This is a genomic window from Ruegeria sp. CDSC079, from assembly GCF_059610505.1.
Window position 1 is genome coordinate 87,286 of sequence record NZ_JBXWNT010000012.1, and the last position, 20,455, is coordinate 107,740.

The window sequence follows — 20,455 nt, forward strand, 5'->3', positions numbered from 1 at the left end:
GTTCTGTATGAAGATGGTGGCAGAAACACACGGCGCGTTGGTAATTATGCTTCCAATTTCTGCGGTGCCCTACACTAACTCATCACCTTCAACTGCCCGCCCAGCCACGGCACCTGCGCGACTGCCGGATCAACAATCTGGCTCCGCATCAGCCGTCGGATCATGTCTGCAACCTCTTTGGGTACTTGGTCCGACCAGTCAGAGCGGGTGAACAGCGAAATTGTGCGGGCGAAGTCACCGAACGGGACCGGGTGCGCCTCCATCCCGTCATGAAACCGCGTCGCACGCATATATCCCAGTGGTGTTGTGATCGCCCAGCCAAGCCCCTGTGCGACCATTGCCATCAGCGCCAGGTGCGAGCCGATTTCAAACCGTTCCTCGAACTCCATTTGCTGGCGCGCCAGATGCGCCTCGATCTGGCGACTGATCAGCTGATCTCGGGCGTATCGCAGAAAGGGCAGGTCCTGTATTGAATTCCCCATACCCTTTGGGGTCACCAGAATGAAAGGGTCCTGAACCAGAGGGTATTCAATCACACCCTTCAGGACCTCTCCGGAATGCGCGGATACAGCCATATGCAGCCTCTGCGCCTCCAGCTCGGCGAACAGGTTTAGACTGGGCAACGTGATCAGTTTGAATTTCGACCGGGTCAGGCTGTCGGCCAGCAAGGTCGCCAGCCGCGGGGTCAGATCGTTGTCGAAATCGTCTATCAAACCGATGGAGAGGGTGGTCAGATGCCCCAGATCCATCACGGTCAGTTCGCTTTGGGCCATTTGCAGTTCGGCCAGCACGACCTCGGCCCGCGCCAGAAAGCTGCGGCCGGCTTGCGTTAAACGCATTGGTCGTCGCCCGTGATCGACCAGATCAGTGCCCAATGCCTTTTCCAGATTGCGCAACTGCTGAGAAACTGAAGGCTGGCTGAGCCCCGTGATCTCGGCGGCCTGTGCCACCGATCCTGTCCGCGCCAAAGCCTCGAACACCTCAAGGCCCCGCAGGGTCAGCCCTTTCATTACCATCTGATACACCTTTCGCTGCGCCATATCTGAGGTGCAGTGCGCATCAGGTCAAGCAGCGTGACCAGCTTAGTTGCAGATTGCCTGCGCCATCTGGCCAAAGTTCTTGTACCGATCCCACAGCGCATCATCGCGCGAAGTCTGCGACATCTTCAACTCCTGCGCCTGATGGGGGTCGGTAAACCACTTGGCGACGGTCTTCTGATCGCCCCGCGTCAACGCCTGATCCGCGACGCGCTGAATGCAGCTGCACCGCGCCCGCGTCGCCGCCGACCGGTCCGACGCCAGACACGCCCGTTTGATCTGCGCAGCCTCGCTCGGTGCCGGAGCCATCGCCGTCAGCGATGCCGCACAAAATGCGATTAGGAGGAACTGTTTCATGCTCTTGCCTCGTTTTTGCCTGCCCGGACGGGTCTGATGCCCCTCTCGGTCTGTGGCGGAGTATGAATCAAAGTGGATTTCGGATCAATCATGTGCTGCGAAAAAGTGAATACACGAGTCAGAAACACTCCCTCGTAGGACGGGCTTCAGCCTGGCATCGGTCAAGGTAGGAACGGCAACCAGTCTTCAATAGCTTTGATCAGCTTGTCGAGTGCATAGTAACCACCTACAAGCGGGCCACCCTGCTTTATCGCTGTTACAATAGCCGTATCCACCGCAAGATCAGCTTTCCGGCCAAACCATTTGGTGATTGCTAAAAAACCGGCCTTCAATTTCTTAAGTATTCTCTCAATCCATTCGCGGGCAGGATTCTCCTTTTCCAGTGCGGTCGAGAGCTCTTCCTCGGCTTCCCAAATAAGTGTAACCGCGCCGTCCAAACGCTCATCTTGAAGGCTTTCGGGAGGGTTATTGCCTCCAATGCCATGGCGAGCATTGGTCTGGGTTTTCAAGCCATCTTTTAGATCAGTAAGTGCGGATTCAACTGCCCAACGCGAACGAATACGTTCAATTTCGGATGCGACGGCATCTGGGCCTGCTGTCCAAATGCCTTCTTCGATGTTTGCAATTAGTTGCAGTAGCGCAAAGTTTGGAGACGCGCCTTGAAGTATAGCGTCGTAGAATTCGCTCCAAAATCTCCATTTCCTGCCAGACTGGTGGAGGCCTTCAACCAAACCAACCACTGAAAAAGGTGCTTGCCAGCCTGACTCTGATTGATAGTCACCGTGGCGAAAGAGAAATGGATCGAAATCCACTCCGTTATCCCTACTAACATTTGTTCTGGAGTCAGCTGAAATTTCCCAAAGCAGCTGCATCATAGGTTCTAGCTCGACAGCGTCGACCAGACATCGTTGGGCAATTTCTCTTGTCAGGTAAGGCGAGGCGCCTTCTGCAAACCAAAGTGCGTTTTCCAATATCCACATTGCCGTTGACAGGTTGCTTAGTCTTATCTCCTCAAACTGAGCAATGTGGCATTGGATGGCATCTTCAATCGTCTGGTCGTCGAGAGCGTTTCTATCGTTCAGAAGAACCATCGTTGTAACTACAGTGCGAAATGCGATTAAAACGTTTTGTTCTTCGCCTTCAGAAATGCGCCACGCGTCTAGCACCACTCCGCCAAATTCTGGAAAGTCTGGGTGAAACGCTGGTAATGCCCTTAGTGCAGCGCGAAAAATAAGCCCTCCAGTTTCAATCTGGTTTGCTCTCGCGATGATTTCGGCGATGATTTCTGCCCGATCTTCAAAATCGAGGTTTGAGGTAGTAATACCTGCTTCGGCCTTCTCATTGTCCATTGACCAACCCACGATTCCTCTACATATCCCCAATCCATGACAGACCTCGCTCATATCCGCAATTTCTCCATCGTCGCGCATATCGACCATGGCAAATCCACCCTTGCTGACCGGCTCATCCAAGAGACCGGTACGGTCAAGGATCGTGACATGAAGGAACAGCTGCTCGACAGCATGGATATCGAGCGCGAGCGCGGCATCACCATCAAGGCCAACACGGTCCGCATCGACTATACCGCCGACAATGGCGAGAAATACGTGCTGAACCTGATCGACACCCCCGGCCACGTGGACTTTGCCTATGAGGTTTCGCGGTCGATGCGTGCCGTCGAAGGCTCTCTGCTGGTTGTGGACTCGACCCAAGGGGTCGAGGCGCAGACGCTGGCCAACGTGTACCAAGCCATCGACGCCGATCATGACATCGTGCCGGTGTTGAACAAGATCGACCTGCCTGCGTCCGATTGTGACCGCGTGGCCGAACAGATCGAGGATGTGATCGGCATCGACGCGTCCGAGGCGATTCAGGTCAGCGCCAAGACCGGGCAGGGCATCCATGAGACGTTGGAGGCCATCGTCACCCATCTGCCGGCCCCCAAGGGTAATCTGGATGCACCGCTCAAGGCGATGCTGGTCGATAGCTGGTACGACGCCTATCTCGGCGTCATCGTTCTGGTCCGCATCATGGACGGCACCCTGAAAAAGGGCATGCGGGTCAAGTTCATGTCGAACAACACCCTGCACCATGTCGACCGCGTCGGCGTTTTCCGGCCTGAGATGGAGATGGTCGACAGCCTCGGCCCCGGTGAGATCGGCTTTCTCACCGCCTCGATCAAACAGGTCCGCGACACCCGCGTCGGTGACACAATCACCAATGACCGCAATGGCGCAGAAATCGCGCTGGACGGCTTTAAACCCGCGCAACCGGTGGTGTTCTGTGGCCTCTTCCCCGTCGACAGTTCCGAATTCGAAGACCTGCGCGACGCGATCGACAAACTGGCGCTGAATGACGCCAGCTTCAGCTTTGAAATGGAAACCTCGGCCGCCCTTGGCTTTGGCTTCCGCTGCGGCTTCCTTGGCCTGCTGCACCTTGAGGTCATTCGCGACCGGATTGAGCGCGAATATGATATCGAGCTGATCACCACCGCGCCCTCGGTGATCTATCACGTCTTCATGAAAGACGGCGAGATGATCGAACTGCACAACCCCGCCGACATGCCCGACCCGTCAAAGGTCGACCATATCGAGGAACCACGCATCAAGGCGACCATCCTTGTGCCGGACGAATTCCTGGGCGACGTGCTGAAACTGTGTCAGGACCGCCGCGGCATCCAGATGGACCTGACCTATGCGGGCTCGCGCGCGATGGTCGTCTATGACCTGCCGCTGAATGAGGTCGTCTTTGACTTCTACGACCGCCTGAAATCGGTGACCAAGGGCTATGCCTCGTTTGACTATCAGATGACCGGCTATACCGAGGACGCGCTGGTCAAGATGTCGGTGCTGGTGAATGACGAGCCGGTCGATGCGCTGTCGACCATGGTTCACCGCGACCGGGCCGAGATGCGGGGCCGGGCGATGTGCGAAAAGCTGAAGGACTTGATCCCGCGCCACATGTTCAAAATCCCGATTCAGGCCGCCATCGGGGGCAAGGTCATCGCGCGCGAGACCCTCTCGGCGCTGCGCAAGGACGTGACCGCCAAATGCTACGGCGGCGACGCCACGCGGAAACGCAAATTGCTGGACAAGCAGAAGGCGGGTAAAAAGAAGATGCGTCAGTTCGGGAAGGTTGATATTCCGCAGGAGGCGTTTATTTCAGCGTTGAAGATGGACAGCTAAGATCGTCACATCTCCTTTTGCTCGATGAACAGTCTCGGGCGCTTTTCTGTGCTTTATTGCCGTATTGCGTGCGATTGTTGCGCTTCCTGAGCATGAAGGTCAGCTGCCTCTTCAAAAATTACTCATCTAGCAGTTGAATTTTGCGCAAGATAGTGTGTTATGTTCTCAAGGCGCTTCTACATTAAGAGCTCTAGCCAATTGTAACTGTAACGTTCTTTTGAAAGTGACGTTGTCAATACTTAAGTAGTAACTTAACTATACGAAGAGAATCACTAAGGTGACGGATGACTACGAACATATCTGTGCAGGAGAGTTTTGCAGAGTTATCGGCTCCCCCAATGTGAGGCAAGAATTAGCCGAACACGCAAAGAAAAGAAATAGCAAAGACGTAAAGAAGATTGGACTTATCTTAGAAAGATTGGCTTGCTTTGGGCTTCAGGCCTTGAACAACAAGGAACAGTTCAGAAGAGAAGGCAAGTATTCCTCAGGTCGAAAAGACGGATCCAGTGTTGTTGTATATGCGGCCAAGTCTTTTCAGTTGAGAGTATATGGGGGTTTTGTCGGTGATGACGTATTCGCTTGCGTCGAGGCGACAGTGAAGAAAACAGATAAAGCTGATCCGGCGGTGTTAAACCGGGTCGCTCGTGTCCTAGGAGAAATGCAATGACCACTTTTAGCGATCTGTTTGGAGCACAAACTGACGAGGAACGGATTGAGCTTCGTATGGAGAGAATTGCTCTTTCATTCCAGATTGCAATCCAGAACGAAATGGATTCTCGCGGTTTGTCCAAGGCGGACCTTGCGAAGCTTATGGGGGTTAGTGCTGCTCGAGTATCTCAGATTCTCGGCGGCCACGCGAATAATCTGACGTTGAAAAGTGTAGCTCGAATGGCTGAGGCCTTGGGTTGTGATTTTGAGGCTGTCGAGAAATCCGCCTATTTGGATTTGATCAGGTCCAAAAAAGTAGCGCGCAAGGGGAGTTCGGATTTCCAGCCTGCTAAAGGAAGTTTGATCCGTTCTAACGCTTTCTGGCATGATACGACTGCGAACAAGAACAAGTTCCCGGAAGCTCTGGCCGCATAAGATGGGTAAAGTAGCAAAAGTCGAAGAAACTGAACTTTCATTTAGTAGTTCAAGGTTCGATGCGGAGGAGTATTCCTCCGTAGCGAGCCGGGCTCGGCTCGTACAAATTCACCTAACTAAGTCGACCTATGAAGCTAAAGTACCCGACATTCTGATGAGTCAGGACGAAGAGGAGGTCTTGGCTCCTAGTTTCCAAGGGGGGCCTGTCAGTTGCCACTTTGACGATGACTCAGGTTGGTTGTTTGGTGAATACGAATGGCAGGCTGATGTACGGCATGGACGAAGAAAGGTTCTCAAGCAACGCTGCAGATACGTCGTAGTTTATGAGAATCTCAAAGATTGCGACGCTGAATACACGCGGCTTTACTTTTCTAAGATTGGAAGATTTACGACATATCCATATTTTAGAGCTCAGTTCTCGAACAATGTTAGTAGTTCTGGACTGTCGATTCCGCCTCTTCCATCGCTGACAGACCGCGTTGATTAATAAAAGAGGACGCGTTTGAACTTCTGGTATGTTCTGCCGCGGCCTCTACTTCATCGCACTACCCACGTGTGACCCACCTCACAGCCCCAACCGCGCCCTCCTGCTACACTTGACCAAACGGAATCCTCGGCAGGAGGCGCAGATGTCCACATCCATGATCCCCATCATCGCGCTCGGGTCGGCGGGTCTCTATTCCGTGGCTATGATCGCGATGAAGTTCTGGTGGAAACTCCCCGGCGTGGGTCTCGGCCTGCTGATCGTTGCGACCCTGCTGGCCGGGGCAACGCTCGAACTCGCCGCGCTGCGCGACGAACGGTTGGGCATAATCTATACTGGCATTCTGGGGGCCGAGGTCGTTCTGATCGCCATCGCCTCATTCTTTCTGTTTGGCGAAAACTTCTCGCATCGCGAAGTGTTTGGCATTTCCCTGGTCGTGATCGGCACCGCGCTGGCCTGGGCCTAAGCGCGACAATCTGGTTAGGCTTTTTTAAAGCCTTCATGAAGCTTCCTTCAGGTAAGTTGCAACCGGCCCTCAGCCACCCAATCTGTATAAAAGGCCAGCGAAAGGCCCAGTGCAGGAGGTGAGCCAGTGACAGCAAATTCAACTATCGAAGCGGTAAATGCCCCTTCATTTAGGTTGGCTGCGTGGGCTGGCGCAAGATCCTTGGGCTGTATGTAATCTTGAATTTGCGTAGCCTGCGCGATCGAACGAGTTCCGGGCTCGTCTCTGGTCTCCAGGTGAACTGAAGCGTCTCTGGTCCGGTTGGAATTTAGGGGGTACTGGCTGCGAATTGCCGCAGCGCTTAGTAGGTAACCCAACCGGGTCGGAGCGCTTCTCAAATTCAGAACAGGCTTTCAGCGCAAAATGCGGGCAGGTGGCCCTGATTGGTCAGAAAATGCCTCGGTCCTCGGAGGCCGTGGCCAAAGAGCGACCCGTTCAAGGCGGGTTTGATTCGAAATATCAGGGATCGGATCGGCGCAATCGCTCACCAAAACCCCCAGAAGGGTCGTGCAGCCCGTTTGCGCCTGCAGAAAGAGTCCAAAATCCCGGGCCGAGCACGTAATTTCACTTGTCCAATGGCAACTCTGCGCAGGAACGTAAAATCTAGAGTTATCCACATCACTCTCCAGCGAGATATCAACAGTTTATCCCCGACTATTTTTTATGCTGCAGTGCTATTTTCTTGCCCGATTATGACCGCGATGTAACAGTCAGGTTACCGCAGAGGTTCTTAGGATCCTGGGTGGGACGCAAAGGCCAAGGGGGTCGCTGCGGTGAAGGGAAATCTTAGGATTTTGTTCTACTGCAAAGACTTACCGGTGCGTGATCCGCTGATTTGGGCGTCAAGTTTGAAACAGGTGATCAAGCTCTCAGAAGGTTAATGCGTGCTGTGCGGGGCCCTCGGGCTCTGTTCAGCGGCTGTGGCCCCTTAGGGGGACAAAGCAACTGGATCGGGACGTCCCTCGGGCGTGTCGAACCGGTAAGGCGTCAGGGGTGTCCTTTGGGCACGTGCAAAGACCGCGTCTGCGCACCTGACGCCTTTTCCTTTTTCCGGGCCCCGGATTCATACAGGCAGCGATTTAATTCCCCCTTAAACGGGAACGGGGTTCTTGCGTTTAAGCAAGAACCCCGTGATCGTGTCAGAAATGCAATGCCGCGTCTATGCACCTGTGTCCGCAAGGATAGCGGGTCCGGGTGCAGAGGGCAACTATATCTTGTATGCCGCCCGATCTTGACCGCTACATTCCGAAAGGAATCAGATGTTTTCCTGAACCTCGGTGGCTGCGCCCTGAATTGCGTCACCTGCTTTTTCAATATCTTTACCGGCGCCTTTAGCGGTTTCACATGCGGCGAGTGTGCAAAGGGCCAGTCCAATAAGTGCGGCTCGGATCATAGGTCTCTCCTTTTGTATAAGTCCCGATTTTCGTAGCAGTTTTGCTAATGGTGAACCAGAGTTTTGAACCGGCAATCTATTCTTTACGAAAAAGCGGCCCGATGGCGGCGGTTACCAGAAAGATCACAGCTGCGGCGCAGACGATGCTGGGCCCGGCCGGAGTGTCGGCAAGATACGCACCGCACAGCCCGACAAGGGCGGCAGCTGATCCGATGATGGCGGCCCCGAACGCCATATTTTCAGGTGTTTTCACCAAAGACCGCGCGCCGGCTGCCGGGATGACGAGCAGGGCGGCAATCAACAGAACCCCTACCACTTTGATTGCTACGGCAACGGCCAGCGCCATGGTCAGCGTCAACCACACCTCCTCGCGCTTTGGGTCAATGCCGGATGCATAGGCCATGTCCGGGTTCAGCGTGGCGACAAGTAGGGCTGACCAGCGCCAGATCATGACTGCCAGGATCAACGCGCCGCCGCCCCAAATGGTTGCCAAATCGCCTTTGGTGACAGCCAGGATATCACCAAACAGAAAGGCATTTAAATCCAGCCGGACGTCGGACAGCAAGGCGACGGTGACTAGTCCTGCGGCTAGGGCTGTATGCGCTATTACGCCTAGTAATGTGTCCATCGCCAACCCCTTGCCACGCAAAAGCGTGACGGTAAGCCCCATGGCAAGCGCTGACGCCACAATCGACGGCAGCATCGGAAGCGAAAACGCCAGAGACAGTGCCACACCCAGAACAGCCGCGTGCGCTGTGGCTTCGCCCAGATAGGCCATCCTGCGCCATACCACAAAGCACCCCAAAGGGGCCGCCGCGAGTGCAACACCAATACCCGCCAGCGCCGCACGAACCATAAAATCGTCTAACATCAGTTGGTTGTTTCCTGGTCGTGGTGGTGGTCATGGTCGTGCGAATGGCTGTGTTGATGTTGGTAAAGGGCCATCATGCCCTTGGTTCCGCTGCCAAATAGGGCCCGGTATTCGGGTGCGTCCGCGACGGTATGAGGCGACCCCTCGCAGCATATATGTCCGTTCAGACATAGCACACGGTCTGAGGCCGCCATGACAACGTGCAGATCGTGACTGACCATCACGATCGCGCAACCAAGGTCGCGTCTGACCTGCTCAATGCGTTGATAAAAGGCAGCTGCACCCGGTTGATCCAGGCCTTGCGTCGCTTCATCCAAAAGCAAGACCTGAGGATCATCAAGGAGTGCGCGCGCCAGCAGAACTCGTTGAAATTGACCGCCCGAAAGTTGGGTCATTTGCCGGTTGCGCAGATCCGGGACGCCCGCTCGTTCTAGTGCATCCAGCGCTTTGCGGGCCGAGATCCGTTTGGGTAAGCCCAGGAAACGTTGCACGGTCATCGGTAAAGCGGCGTCCAAAGCCAGTTTTTGCGGGACATAACCGATGCGCAGGCCGGGTGCGCGGCTTACCTGGCCTTCTGATGGGGTAATGGCCCCAATGATCGCCCGTAAAAGAGTCGACTTACCAGATCCGTTGGGCCCCACAATGGTTACGATCTCTGCTTCGGAAACTGCCGCATTCACATGTTCAAGGATCGTGCGGCCGTCGATCCGAATGGACATGTTTTTCAATGAAATAAGGGGGGTATTCATGCCGCCGACCCTACGCATTCGGGACATAGGCCCTCGGCCTCGACCACTACTCGTTCGATTTGAAACCCCGAGGTGTTCGCCGCAGCGCCCAATCGACCCTGTGTCAGCTCGGTTTCCGTTTCAGCCACTGCTTTGCAGGACCTGCAGATCAGAAACGCGGGGACATGGTCATGGGTCGGGTGGGCGCAGGCTGTATAGGCATTCAGTTGCTCGATACGATGCACGAACCCGTTTTGCACAAGGAAATCCAGTGCACGATACGCGACCGGAGGTTGCGACCCGAGCCCTTCTGCAGCTAGCACAGCCAGGATATCATATGCGCCCATTGCCCGGTGCTTTTCCAACAGGATCTCAAGAACACGGCGTCGGACAGTGGTGAACTGCAGGCGCTTTGTTCTGCACTTGTTTTCGGCCTGAGACAGCGCAGTGTGAACGCAGTGGGCGTGATCGTGTTGTCTGAATCCAACGGTGCTCATGACGGGGCTCCAATGATTTTGAACTTGATATGTAATAACGTCCGGATTAACAAGCGCTCAACGAATGTAATAACATATCAATTTGGAGGGAAAATGTTCCGATCTACACTATATGTGTGCTCACTTGCGTTTGCGGGCCAGGCAATCGCCGAGGCGCCAAGCGTGGCCGTCGATATTGCGCCTGTCCATTCGCTGGTCGCCCGGGTGATGGACGGCGTGGGTGAGCCCAGCTTGATCATTCCACCCGGCGCGTCTCCGCATGATCACGCGATGCGGCCTTCTGAGGCGCGGTCTTTACAATCCGCCGAGATCGTATTCTGGACTGGAGAAGAGCTGACCCCTTGGCTGGTTAAACCCTTGGGCGCGCTGTCGCCGGATGCGCTGCATGTCTCTTTGTTGGATGCGGATGGAACAATTCTCTATGAATTCCGGGATGCGACCGATCATGATGACCATGATGACCATGATGACCATGCGGATCATGATGGCCACGACGATCACGCGGATCACGACGATCATGCGGGTCATGACGATCACGACGACCATGCGGGCCATGCAGACGACCATGGCCATCATCACGAAGGGGTTGACCCCCACGCCTGGCTGGATCCCGAAAATGCACGTATCTGGGTTCAGGTAATTGCCGCAACGCTCTCAGAGGCGGACCCTGAAAACGCCGATGCTTATCAGCAGAACGCGGCGACCGCTGATCGGGAACTGGTTGAACTGAAAGAAAAAATTATGACAGATCTGACAGATATGCAGACGCTGTCATTCATAACGTTTCATGATGCCTATCAGTATTTCGAAAAGCGATTTGGGCTGGAGTCATCCGGCGCAGTCAGTCTTGGCGATGCGTCCTCTCCCGGGCCGGCGCGATTGGCGGCTTTGCGTGAAAAGGTTGAGCATGAAGGAATTGTTTGTGCCTTTTCCGAGCCGCAATTTGACACAAGGCTGGTGCGGACAGCGATCGAAGGAACCGGGGCCACGATCTTTGAATTGGACCCTGTAGGCGTGAGTTTTGACACGGGAATTTCGCACTATGACAGTTTGCTAATGGCCATGTCCGCCGGCTATCAAGACTGTTCCAAAAGTAAGTCGTAAGTAGCCGGGATAGCGGATTGCTCTTATTCTTCGTTGCAAAAGAGTTCGTAGACAACCTCTAACATCCGGCGTGGCCGTTCATCGGCCAGTCTATAAAAGATCGCCTTGCCTTCGCGGCGAGGCGTCACCAACCCTTCAAGTCGCAACCGCGACAGTTGTTGCGAAACAGCCGCTTGCCGCGCCGAAAGCAGCTCTTCCAGTTCTGTTACTGACTTTTCTCCCGATACCAGGTGGCACAGGATCATGAGACGCCCTTCGTGGCTGATGGCCTTGAGGAAATTTGCAGCATGCGTTGCGTTCTCAACCATTTTGTCGAAATTTTCCGGAGATGTTTCCTGTGAAAGTTGTGGAAGGGCCATCCTCTGTTTCCTTACCAGCCCACACTTTGGGCGCCTGTTTGTGTTGCTGCCTGGAGAAGGTCGCAAGTCAGCTAGTTATGAACATTTACTCTCATATGCATGAATCAAAATGAGGTGAGGGGAAAAGGGGAACTTGTGAGAGTTCGACGCAGATTTCGACTTAGAAGAGCGTATCGCTTTAGTCACCGCTGAATATCTATTTGCATTTGCAGGGCATGAAGTTTCCTGCACCCCTTGCAGCCCCACTGTGGCGATACTAAGACTCAGGTAACAGATTTTCGGGTAGTGTCCCGATCCATAGCAAAGCAGGCAGGTTTCTTATGTTCGATCCCGTTGACACATACATGAACACGCTTGTCCCAATGGTCGTTGAGCAGACCAGCAGGGGTGAGCGCGCATACGATATCTTCTCGCGCCTTCTGAAAGAGCGGATCATCTTTATCAACGGCCCGATCCACGACGGGATGAGCCATCTTGTGGTTGCTCAGCTGCTGCACCTTGAGGCGGAAAACCCGAACAAGGAAATCTCGATCTACATCAACTCGCCGGGTGGCGTGGTCACCAGCGGTTTGTCGATTTACGACACAATGCAGTATATCAAACCGAAATGTTCCACATTGGTGATCGGTCAAGCGGCCTCGATGGGGTCGGTTCTGCTGGCCGGTGGTGAGAAGGGCATGCGCTTTTCCCTGCCGAACAGCCGCATCATGGTGCACCAGCCCAGTGGCGGATATCAGGGACAGGCAAGCGATATCATGATCCACGCAGCTGAGACGCAAAAGCTGAAGGATCGCCTGTATGATATCTATGTACGCCATACTGGACAGACCAAAAAGGCCGTTGAAAAGGCGCTGGACCGTGACAACTTCATGAGCCCGGAAGAGGCTAAGGAATGGGGTCACATCGACGAGATCGTTGAAAACCGCGCCAAGATGAGCGGCGAAGAGGGCTAAGCCCAGACCCCTCGTGTCGCCGATACGGGGGGTATTTTGAGATTGTAGCCGCCACAGTGCTGGCCTAAGCTGCACGAACAGGCGCAAGCGCGGCCCCGCAAGGGGCATAGGATGGAGCCCGAAAGGTAGATCATGGCGACGAATTCAGGCGGTGACGGCAAAAACACGCTCTACTGCAGCTTCTGTGGCAAAAGCCAGCATGAGGTGCGTAAGCTGATTGCAGGTCCGACCGTGTTCATCTGTGATGAATGCGTCGAGCTGTGTATGGACATCATCCGCGAAGAGACGAAAGCCAACGGGCTGAAATCTTCTGACGGAGTGCCGACGCCGAAAGACATCTGCGAAGTTCTGGACGATTATGTGATCGGTCAGGCTACGGCCAAGCGGGTTCTGTCAGTGGCGGTTCACAACCACTATAAACGATTGAATCACGCTCAGAAGGCCGGCAGCGATATCGAGCTGGCCAAATCCAACATCCTGTTGATCGGCCCGACAGGCTGCGGCAAGACGTTGTTGGCGCAAACTCTGGCGCGCATTCTGGATGTGCCCTTTACCATGGCCGATGCGACCACGCTGACCGAAGCCGGTTATGTGGGAGAGGATGTGGAAAATATCATCCTCAAGCTGTTGCAGGCTAGCGAATACAATGTCGAACGCGCGCAGCGCGGCATCGTTTACATCGATGAGGTCGACAAGATCACGCGCAAATCCGAGAATCCCTCGATTACGCGCGACGTGTCGGGCGAGGGCGTGCAGCAGGCGCTGCTGAAGCTGATGGAAGGCACCGTCGCCAGTGTTCCGCCGCAGGGTGGACGCAAGCATCCGCAGCAGGAATTCCTGCAAGTGGACACGACGAATATCCTGTTCATCTGCGGTGGTGCCTTTGCGGGTCTGGATAGAATTATCGCACAGCGCGGCAAAGGCTCGGCCATGGGCTTTGGTGCCGATGTGCGGGACAATGATGACCGCGGCGTGGGTGAGATTTTCAAAGAGCTGGAGCCTGAAGACCTGCTGAAATTCGGTCTGATCCCGGAATTTGTCGGACGTCTGCCAGTTCTGGCCACGCTTGAGGATCTCGACGAGGATGCGCTGGTCACCATTCTGACAAAACCCAAGAACGCGCTGGTCAAACAGTATCAGCGTCTGTTCGAACTGGAAGATGCCGAGCTGGGCTTTACCGACGATGCGCTCAAGGCAATCGCCAAACGCGCCATTGAACGCAAGACCGGTGCTCGCGGGCTGCGCTCGATCCTTGAAGACATCCTTCTGGACACGATGTTCGAATTGCCTGGCATGAAGAACGTGACCGAAGTTGTCGTCAATGAAGAGGCTGTATCCTCGGACAAGCAGCCGCTGATCATCTATGCGGATGCGGCGGAATCAGCTTCGGCCGGGTAATCACTGAATTTGAATTGCAACAGATGGCGCGGTGATCCCGCGCCATTTTGTGTTTGGGAGGGCAGGATGACGATAAGGCGAATTTCCTCGGGCGGCCAATATGAGGCCAAAGTCGGCTATTGCCGGGCAGTGGTTGCAAACGGTTTTGTCTTTGTTGCCGGGACCTGCGCACAAGGCGAAATCATTCCCAAAGATATCGTCGGACAGTGCAAATCCGCGCTGCAGGCGATTGAAAAGGCCTTGGATGAGGCTGGATCAAATTTGGCGCATGTGGTTCGGGTAAACTACTACCTTCCGGACATGTCAGAATTTGAACTGTGCTGGCCCTTGCTGGTTGAGGCATTTGGTGAAAACCCGCCGGCGGCGACAGTGACCGAATGCAACCTGATCACGTCAGAGGACCGCATCGAGATTGAAGTGACCGCAGTTTTGCCGGATTGATGCGCAACGTTACCCTAGCACTGGACCTTGGCGGACCTTTGGTCCATATCTGCAGAGACAAAAATGCCGGAGGCAGCCGATGGGAATCCTGAACAGTCTTTTGCGCGCCGTGACCTGGTGGAACGGGGCCACCCTGAACACCCAGATTTACACTTCGCGCAAAGGCGTGAAAGTCGGTGAAGATAATGAAGGCAATATGTTTTATCGTACCGCGGATGACAGCAGGCGTTGGGTGATCTTCAACGGCGAGGCCGAGGCCAGCAGGGTTGATCCCGATTGGCACGGTTGGTTGCACCGCACCTGGGACGAACCTCCAACCGACAAACCTCTGGCACATAAATCCTGGGAAAAACCGCATCAGGAAAACTTGACAGGAACCGCGCTTGCTTATGCACCGGCGGGGTCTTTGCGCCGCCCGGATCCGGTCGAGCGTTCGGATTATGAGGCCTGGAACCCGGAATAAGACGAGGCGAGCAATGTCATCTTACAAAGTTTCAGAAGTTTTGGTCGGAGGCGCCGTCCTGGCCGGGGCAATAGCGTTTGGCGTCTATGCGAGCCAGTCGACAGGCCTGTCCCAGGGCGGTTCTGGTTATGAGCTTAACGCCTCTTTCCGCTCGCTCGAAGGCGTCGGCGTCGGAACGGACGTGCGGCTTGCCGGGGTCAAAATCGGCACCGTGACAGGGGTGACCCTGAACCCGGAAACCTACCGGGCGGACACGACTTTTGCGATTTCTGATGGAATTCTGGTCCCCGATGACAGTGCTATCGTGATCTCATCCGAAGGGTTGCTGGGTGGTAACTTTGTAGAAGTCATGCCAGGCGGATCGCTCTTTAACTTTGAGCCGGGCGATCAGGTCGAGGATACACAGGGCGCAGTCAGCCTGATTTCGCTTTTGGTTAAGTTCGTCGCCGGAGATGGCGGCGAATGAAGCGATATGCTCTGATCGCGGCAATACTGGCAGCCTCTGGGGTAGTGGCACAGCAAAAGGTTCAATCCGGACCGGGTGCAATGCTCAGAGGGCTGGATAAGGTCAATGGCCAGACCGTTGATGTCGAACTGCAAAACGGCCAATCCAAGACAGTCTTTGGGCTGGATGTCGCACTGGGTGATTGCCGCTATCCTGCAGATAACCCAACAGGGGACGCGTTTGCCTACCTGACCATTTGGGAACAAGGCGGAACGGATCAGCTGTTTGATGGGTGGATGATTGCCACCTCGCCAGCCCTGAATGCGCTTGATCATTCGCGCTATGACGTCTGGGTGATCCGCTGTATCACGCCATCCGGCGATTGATCGAGATCAGCAGAGAAATCTGCTGCAACAGTCACTGCCTCTTCCAGCGCGTTCCGATACTGTGCCCGTGGCACCTCAATCGCGCCGAGCGAGGCGAGATGCGCGGTTAAAAACTGTGTATCGAACAGTTTGAACCCGCAGGACCGCAACCGGTCGACCAGATAAGCAAGCGCAATTTTTGAGGCATCCTTGCGTCGGGAAAACATGCTCTCACCAAAGAAGGCAGCGCCAAGAGTAACGCCATAAACGCCCCCAACCAAATTCGGGCCGTCCCAGATTTCCAGTGAATGGGCGTGACCGGATTGGTTCAGCTTTTGGTAAAGGGTGCGAAGTTCCTGATTGATCCAGGTATCCGTGCGATCAGCGCAGCCATCAACAACGCCGGCAAAATCCCTGTTGATTGACACCGTGTACCGACAGTTCCGAATCCTGCGGGCCAAGCTGCGTGAGATGTGAAATCCGTCCAGAGGGAAGATGCCGCGAAACTTAGGATCAACCCAAAACAGGTCCGGATCATCGCGATGTTCAGCCATCGGGAAGATACCGATGGAATATCCATGGAGCAGTAATTCCGGGGAAAGGCTCATGCCAGGCGCCTCAGGGTCGGAAAGCGGTAACCTTCCGACCCAGCAGAGTTAGTCGGCCATATTCTCCGCAAGCCAGTGCTCCAGCCAGTGGATGTTATAATCACCGCTTTGGACGTCACTTTCTTGCAGCAGCGCGTGGAACAAGGGAACCGTCGTGTCGATTCCGTCCACGATCAACTCTCCCAATGCGCGTTCCAGACGGGCTAGTGCTTCGGGTCGGTCGCGGCCCTGCACGATCAGTTTGGCGATCAGTGAGTCGTAGTAGGGCGGGATCGTGTACCCGTCATACAACGCTGAATCCATCCGCACACCCAGACCGCCCGGCGCATGGTAGGCCGAGATTTTTCCGGGGCAGGGTGAGAAGTTTGGCAATTTCTCGGCGTTGATCCGAACCTCGATAGCGTGACCATTGATTTTCAGATCATCCTGACCGAATGACATTGGCTGACCAGCCGCAACGCGGATTTGTTCGCGCACCAGATCTACGCCAAAGATGCCCTCAGTGACCGGGTGTTCGACCTGTAGGCGGGTGTTCATCTCGATGAAAAAGAAGTCGCCATTTTCGTACAGAAATTCGATCGTACCTGCACCGATATAGTTGATCTTGGCAACCGCATCGGCACAGACCTTACCGATCCTTGCGCGCTCTTCGGGGGTGATGCAGGGGCCGGGTGCCTCTTCGAATACCTTTTGGTGGCGGCGCTGCAGGGAACAGTCGCGCTCGCCCAGATGAACCGCTTGGCCCTTGCCATCGCCAAAGACCTGAATCTCGATGTGGCGCGGTGTGGTCAGGTATTTCTCAATATAGACCTCGTCATTACCAAATGCGGCTTTGCCTTCGGCGCGCGCGGTCATAAAGGCGCTTTCCATCTCATCCGCACTCATCGCGACTTTCATGCCGCGTCCGCCGCCACCGGCGGTGGCCTTGATGATGACAGGATAGCCGAATTCTTCACCGATCCGCTTGGCTGCGGCCAGATCCGGCACGCCACCATCTGAACCAGGCACACAGGGAACGCCCAAGGCCTTCATCGTGTCCTTGGCGGTAATCTTGTCCCCCATCACGCGGATATGTTCAGCGGTGGGGCCAATGAAGGTGATGTCGTGATCTTCGACGATCTGCACAAACTCGGCATTTTCAGACAAAAAGCCGTAGCCCGGGTGGATCGCCTGAGCGCCAGTGATCTCGCAGGCTGAGATGATCGCAGGCACCGACAGATAGCTTTGAGGGCTGGGCGGGGGGCCGATGCAGACCGATTCGTCCGCCATGCGTACATGCATCGCGTCACTGTCTGCGGTTGAATGGACGGCGACTGTCTTAATCCCCATCTCGCGTGCGGCGCGGATGACGCGCAGGGCGATCTCGCCTCGGTTGGCAATCAGGATCTTGTCGAACATGGGGCCGCCTTACTCAACAATGACCAGAGGAGTGCCGAATTCCACAGCATCGCCATCACCCACCAAAATACGCTTGATAGTGCCGGATTTAGGCGCGTGGATGTGGTTCATGGTTTTCATCGCTTCGACGATCAGCAGCGTGTCGCCTTCGGAAACACTGGCACCGACGGAGATGAAGGACGGCGCACCCGGCTCGGGCTGCATGTACACGGTGCCGACCATGGGCGAAGTCACAGCGCCCGGATGGCTGGCTGGATCGTCACTTGCTGTGGGTGTTTCAGCTGCTGCTGGTGCGGCTGCCGGGGCTGCGGCTGGCGCGGCCGCCGGGACCGCAACCTGGACCGGAGCGGCGACGGGTGACATGCGGCTAACGCGTACGTTCAAGCTGTCATCTTCGCCATAATCACGCTTTACCTGCAACTCGGTCAGGTCGTTTTCCCGCAGCAGTTCGGCCAGTGCCTTGATAAACGCCACATCCGCTTCGTGTTTGGTATCTGTCATGAGTGTCCTCGACGGTTCCCCTTTGGCCCGTCTGTTTCGCGCGGGCTTTGGTCTGATTACGCAGCGTTATAAGCTAAGCGTACGGCCATGAAAAGCACAGTCTCGGCCTGTCAGATGGGGGTTTTGCTGAAGATTACCAGTGGTAAACAGCGTTACAGCGGCATTCCGGAGAGTTTCGCAACCAGTTCAGGCAGTTTACGTGCCCCGAATTTTTCAAGCAGCCGCGCACGGTAGGCTTCGATTGTACGATAGCTCAGGTTTAGTTCCGCACCGATTTCCTTGGCCGACAAGCCCTTGCAGGACAGAATGGCAACCTCGCGCTCACGGCTGGTTAGCTCGACCAAAGGGCGTTCCTCGGAAATATCCGAAAAACTCCAGATGCCATGGCGGAATGGATCTTCAGGCGTTAGCGAACGTCCACGCGCGCGGCACCAGAATAAGTCGCTATCGCGGCGACGCATGACCCTCTCATCCGTATAATATCCGGTGTCGCGCATGATTTGCAGGCTCCGTGCGCCGATACGTTCCCAATCTGCGACAGAAGGGTAGAGGTGTAGCAGGGGCATGTTGCGGTAATCGGCCTCTTCACCGCCGAAAGTGCGTGCGAACTGCAGATTGCACCGGCGGATCACGCGGTTCTCCAACTCGACCAATCCGATCGGCGCATATTCAAAGGCTGGGTCGCTCATATGTCCATGGTGCAGGTGTTTTTCCGAAAATAGAAGGGGAAGGCCTGTGATTTTCGAAATATGCAAATGGGTTACACCGTGGTCCGGGTGTTTGGAACTGCGGGATGCGTTTGTGAAGAAAGTAAATTGCTCAAGAAAACTAATTGCTAAAGACTTATATTTAAATAATAGTTTTGAAAATGCTTCTGAGGTTGACCAAAGGAGGCAGCGGAAAAAGAGGAAATTTTGCGGGACACGTTAACAGGCAGCCGTATTCGCGAAAGGCGGCAGATCGCAGGATTGCGTCAGGCCCAGCTTGCACGGCAGGTTGGAATCTCGGCATCCTATCTGAACCTGATCGAGCATAACCGCCGCAGGATCGGAGGAAAGCTGCTGGTGGATATCGCTGCGGCCCTGACCGTTGAGCCTTCGGTGCTAACCCAGGGGATCGAGGCGACGCTGATTTCTGCGCTGCGCGAGGCTGCGGCAGATGCAGTTGGCCAGAAAGCCGAAGTGGACGGGCTTGAGGAATTCGCAAGTAGGTTTCCAGGGTGGGCGGGCGTTTTGGCGCAAATGCACAGCCGAGTGGTGTCGTTAGAGCGAACGATTGAAACCCTGTCGGATCGTTTGACCCACGATCCGCATCTGGCGGCATCCATGCACGAGGTCCTTTCGACAGCCGCCGCGATTCGTTCCACCGCTGCCATTCTTGCTGAAACGCAAGAGATTGAACCCGAGTGGCAAGACCGATTCCACCGGAACCTGCACCAGGATGCCGAACGCCTGGCCGATAGCTCCAAATCGCTGGTGGCCTATCTGGATGATTCCGAGGGGGCCGAGGATCGTCGCGGGGTCCCTCTGGAAGATGTCGAAGCATTTTTTGACAGGCATGATCACCATTTCCCGGAAATCGAATCCGGAGGCGGAAGCGCAGATGTTAATCTGAATGAGATTGATTCCTCTGCCGCGCGAAAAGTGGCGCGGGATATTCTGGACGTTTACGAATCCGACGCTCGGCTTTTGCCTCTGGATGCGCTCAAAGGGGCTTTGGATCGGGGAGTTACAGATCCTTTGCTTTTGGCAACAGAGTATTCAGTCGACATCGCCACCGTGCTGAGGCGGCTGGCCGCCTTGCCCAAAGGGTATTTGTCGCGCCCGACCGGGCTGGTGATATGTGATGCCTCAGGCAGCATTTTGTTCAGCAAATCGGTGCCCGGTTTTGCCATGCCCAGGTTCGGCGAGGCGTGTCCTCTGTGGCCGCTGTTTCAGGCGCTGAACCGGCCGCTGGTTCCGATCCGAAAACGGATCGTTCAGTTGGGGCGAACGGCCGCGGAATTCGATTGTTATGCCTATGCCTGGCCGCAATCCATTTCCGGCTATGAAGATGCGCCGGTTTATCGTTCGGTCATGCTGGTTCGATCCGTCGAAGAAAGCCCTCAGGGCAGTCAGGCGGTTGCCCATGTTGGCCCAAGTTGCCGGGTCTGCCCCAATAAGGACTGTGAATCGCGCCGAGAGCCCTCGATTTTGAGCGAAGGTTTTTGACAGTTTCGTGACACTGCGCATAAGCTGTTTCGGACAGGTTGACAGTGGTGCAGCCCGTCTCGGGGAGGAA

General features: G+C 55.3%; 24 protein-coding genes. 12 read left to right on the forward strand and 12 right to left on the reverse strand.

Annotated features, from left to right (window positions below):
- Positions 1-74: 74 nt before the first annotated feature.
- From AC2FIC_RS19190 to AC2FIC_RS19200, 3 genes are all read right to left on the reverse strand, one after another.
- Complete coding sequence (locus AC2FIC_RS19190; protein ID WP_282022114.1) at positions 75-1,016, reverse strand: LysR family transcriptional regulator; 942 nt, start codon at positions 1,014-1,016, stop codon at positions 75-77.
- A gap of 66 nt (positions 1,017-1,082) precedes the next feature.
- Positions 1,083-1,394, reverse strand: a complete 312-nt coding sequence (locus tag AC2FIC_RS19195) for a hypothetical protein (RefSeq protein ID WP_142638101.1) — start codon at positions 1,392-1,394, stop codon at positions 1,083-1,085.
- A gap of 161 nt (positions 1,395-1,555) precedes the next feature.
- Complete coding sequence (locus AC2FIC_RS19200; protein ID WP_496692852.1) at positions 1,556-2,743, reverse strand: hypothetical protein; 1,188 nt, start codon at positions 2,741-2,743, stop codon at positions 1,556-1,558.
- Positions 2,744-2,779: 36 nt separating this feature from the next.
- Here AC2FIC_RS19200 and lepA point away from each other — a divergent pair, with 36 nt between their 5' ends.
- From lepA to AC2FIC_RS19220, 4 genes are all read left to right on the forward strand, one after another.
- Positions 2,780-4,579, forward strand: coding sequence for a translation elongation factor 4 (gene lepA, locus AC2FIC_RS19205; protein WP_281973236.1), 1,800 nt, complete (start codon positions 2,780-2,782; stop codon positions 4,577-4,579).
- A gap of 277 nt (positions 4,580-4,856) precedes the next feature.
- Positions 4,857-5,246: a hypothetical protein gene (locus tag AC2FIC_RS19210; protein ID WP_496692851.1), complete on the forward strand. Its 390-nt coding sequence runs from the start codon at positions 4,857-4,859 to the stop codon at positions 5,244-5,246.
- Positions 5,243-5,662 (forward strand): XRE family transcriptional regulator, encoded by a 420-nt coding sequence (locus AC2FIC_RS19215; protein ID WP_496692850.1) that lies wholly within the window; start codon positions 5,243-5,245, stop codon positions 5,660-5,662. The genes AC2FIC_RS19210 and AC2FIC_RS19215 overlap by 4 nt, the downstream gene beginning before the upstream one ends.
- A 629-nt stretch (positions 5,663-6,291) precedes the next feature.
- Positions 6,292-6,612, forward strand: a complete 321-nt coding sequence (locus tag AC2FIC_RS19220; protein WP_496692849.1) for a hypothetical protein — start codon at positions 6,292-6,294, stop codon at positions 6,610-6,612.
- A gap of 1,294 nt (positions 6,613-7,906) precedes the next feature.
- On the opposite strand, the gene AC2FIC_RS19225 is transcribed toward AC2FIC_RS19220, so the two are convergent.
- From AC2FIC_RS19225 to AC2FIC_RS19240, 4 genes are all read right to left on the reverse strand, one after another.
- The gene (locus AC2FIC_RS19225; protein WP_142638111.1) at positions 7,907-8,044 is read right to left on the reverse strand and encodes an entericidin A/B family lipoprotein; all 138 of its coding nucleotides are present in this window, start codon (positions 8,042-8,044) and stop codon (positions 7,907-7,909) included.
- A 76-nt stretch (positions 8,045-8,120) separates the two neighbouring features.
- Positions 8,121-8,915, reverse strand: a complete 795-nt coding sequence (locus AC2FIC_RS19230; protein ID WP_142638112.1) for a metal ABC transporter permease — start codon at positions 8,913-8,915, stop codon at positions 8,121-8,123.
- On the reverse strand, positions 8,915-9,664 hold the full coding sequence (locus AC2FIC_RS19235) for a metal ABC transporter ATP-binding protein (protein WP_496690139.1): 750 nt from the start codon (positions 9,662-9,664) through the stop codon (positions 8,915-8,917). Before AC2FIC_RS19235 ends, AC2FIC_RS19230 begins: the two co-directional genes overlap by 1 nt.
- Positions 9,661-10,140 carry a Fur family transcriptional regulator gene (locus AC2FIC_RS19240; protein WP_142638114.1) on the reverse strand — a complete coding sequence of 160 codons (480 nt, stop codon included), beginning with the start codon at positions 10,138-10,140 and terminating at the stop codon, positions 9,661-9,663. The genes AC2FIC_RS19235 and AC2FIC_RS19240 overlap by 4 nt, the downstream gene beginning before the upstream one ends.
- A gap of 93 nt (positions 10,141-10,233) precedes the next feature.
- Between AC2FIC_RS19240 and AC2FIC_RS19245 the strand changes: the two genes are divergently transcribed.
- On the forward strand, positions 10,234-11,244 hold the full coding sequence (locus tag AC2FIC_RS19245) for a zinc ABC transporter substrate-binding protein (protein ID WP_496692848.1): 1,011 nt from the start codon (positions 10,234-10,236) through the stop codon (positions 11,242-11,244).
- Positions 11,245-11,267: 23 nt separating this feature from the next.
- Here AC2FIC_RS19245 and AC2FIC_RS19250 read toward each other — a convergent pair whose 3' ends face one another.
- Positions 11,268-11,603, reverse strand: a complete 336-nt coding sequence (locus tag AC2FIC_RS19250; protein WP_142638116.1) for an ArsR/SmtB family transcription factor — start codon at positions 11,601-11,603, stop codon at positions 11,268-11,270.
- 320 nt (positions 11,604-11,923) lie between these two features.
- Between AC2FIC_RS19250 and AC2FIC_RS19255 the strand changes: the two genes are divergently transcribed.
- The 6 genes from AC2FIC_RS19255 (at position 11,924) to AC2FIC_RS19280 (ending at position 15,689) form a co-directional block, all read left to right on the forward strand.
- Positions 11,924-12,556, forward strand: coding sequence for an ATP-dependent Clp protease proteolytic subunit (locus AC2FIC_RS19255; protein ID WP_142638117.1), 633 nt, complete (start codon positions 11,924-11,926; stop codon positions 12,554-12,556).
- Positions 12,557-12,688: 132 nt separating this feature from the next.
- Positions 12,689-13,954, forward strand: coding sequence for an ATP-dependent Clp protease ATP-binding subunit ClpX (gene clpX, locus AC2FIC_RS19260; RefSeq protein WP_142638118.1), 1,266 nt, complete (start codon positions 12,689-12,691; stop codon positions 13,952-13,954).
- Positions 13,955-14,020: 66 nt separating this feature from the next.
- The gene (locus AC2FIC_RS19265) at positions 14,021-14,395 is read left to right on the forward strand and encodes a Rid family hydrolase (RefSeq protein WP_496692847.1); all 375 of its coding nucleotides are present in this window, start codon (positions 14,021-14,023) and stop codon (positions 14,393-14,395) included.
- 79 nt (positions 14,396-14,474) lie between these two features.
- On the forward strand, positions 14,475-14,858 hold the full coding sequence (locus tag AC2FIC_RS19270) for an NADH:ubiquinone oxidoreductase subunit NDUFA12 (RefSeq protein ID WP_496692846.1): 384 nt from the start codon (positions 14,475-14,477) through the stop codon (positions 14,856-14,858).
- A 13-nt stretch (positions 14,859-14,871) separates the two neighbouring features.
- A complete protein-coding gene (gene mlaD, locus AC2FIC_RS19275) occupies positions 14,872-15,324 on the forward strand; it encodes an outer membrane lipid asymmetry maintenance protein MlaD (protein WP_142638125.1) in 453 nt (150 codons plus the stop codon).
- Positions 15,321-15,689, forward strand: a complete 369-nt coding sequence (locus AC2FIC_RS19280) for a DUF2155 domain-containing protein (RefSeq protein ID WP_496692845.1) — start codon at positions 15,321-15,323, stop codon at positions 15,687-15,689. Before mlaD ends, AC2FIC_RS19280 begins: the two co-directional genes overlap by 4 nt.
- Here AC2FIC_RS19280 and aat read toward each other — a convergent pair.
- The 4 genes from aat to AC2FIC_RS19300 form a co-directional block, all read right to left on the reverse strand.
- Positions 15,644-16,276, reverse strand: coding sequence for a leucyl/phenylalanyl-tRNA--protein transferase (gene aat, locus AC2FIC_RS19285; protein WP_496692844.1), 633 nt, complete (start codon positions 16,274-16,276; stop codon positions 15,644-15,646). The genes AC2FIC_RS19280 and aat overlap by 46 nt on opposite strands.
- A 48-nt stretch (positions 16,277-16,324) precedes the next feature.
- On the reverse strand, positions 16,325-17,674 hold the full coding sequence (gene accC, locus AC2FIC_RS19290; protein WP_496692843.1) for an acetyl-CoA carboxylase biotin carboxylase subunit: 1,350 nt from the start codon (positions 17,672-17,674) through the stop codon (positions 16,325-16,327).
- Between the two features lie 9 nt (positions 17,675-17,683).
- Positions 17,684-18,175 carry an acetyl-CoA carboxylase biotin carboxyl carrier protein gene (gene accB / locus AC2FIC_RS19295; protein ID WP_496692842.1) on the reverse strand — a complete coding sequence of 164 codons (492 nt, stop codon included), beginning with the start codon at positions 18,173-18,175 and terminating at the stop codon, positions 17,684-17,686.
- A 152-nt stretch (positions 18,176-18,327) separates the two neighbouring features.
- Positions 18,328-18,864 (reverse strand): helix-turn-helix domain-containing protein, encoded by a 537-nt coding sequence (locus AC2FIC_RS19300; RefSeq protein WP_142638135.1) that lies wholly within the window; start codon positions 18,862-18,864, stop codon positions 18,328-18,330.
- Between the two features lie 222 nt (positions 18,865-19,086).
- On the opposite strand from AC2FIC_RS19300, the gene AC2FIC_RS19305 reads away from it, so the two are divergent.
- Positions 19,087-20,385: a helix-turn-helix domain-containing protein gene (locus tag AC2FIC_RS19305; protein WP_281973282.1), complete on the forward strand. Its 1,299-nt coding sequence runs from the start codon at positions 19,087-19,089 to the stop codon at positions 20,383-20,385.
- The last annotated feature ends 70 nt before the right edge of the window (positions 20,386-20,455 follow it).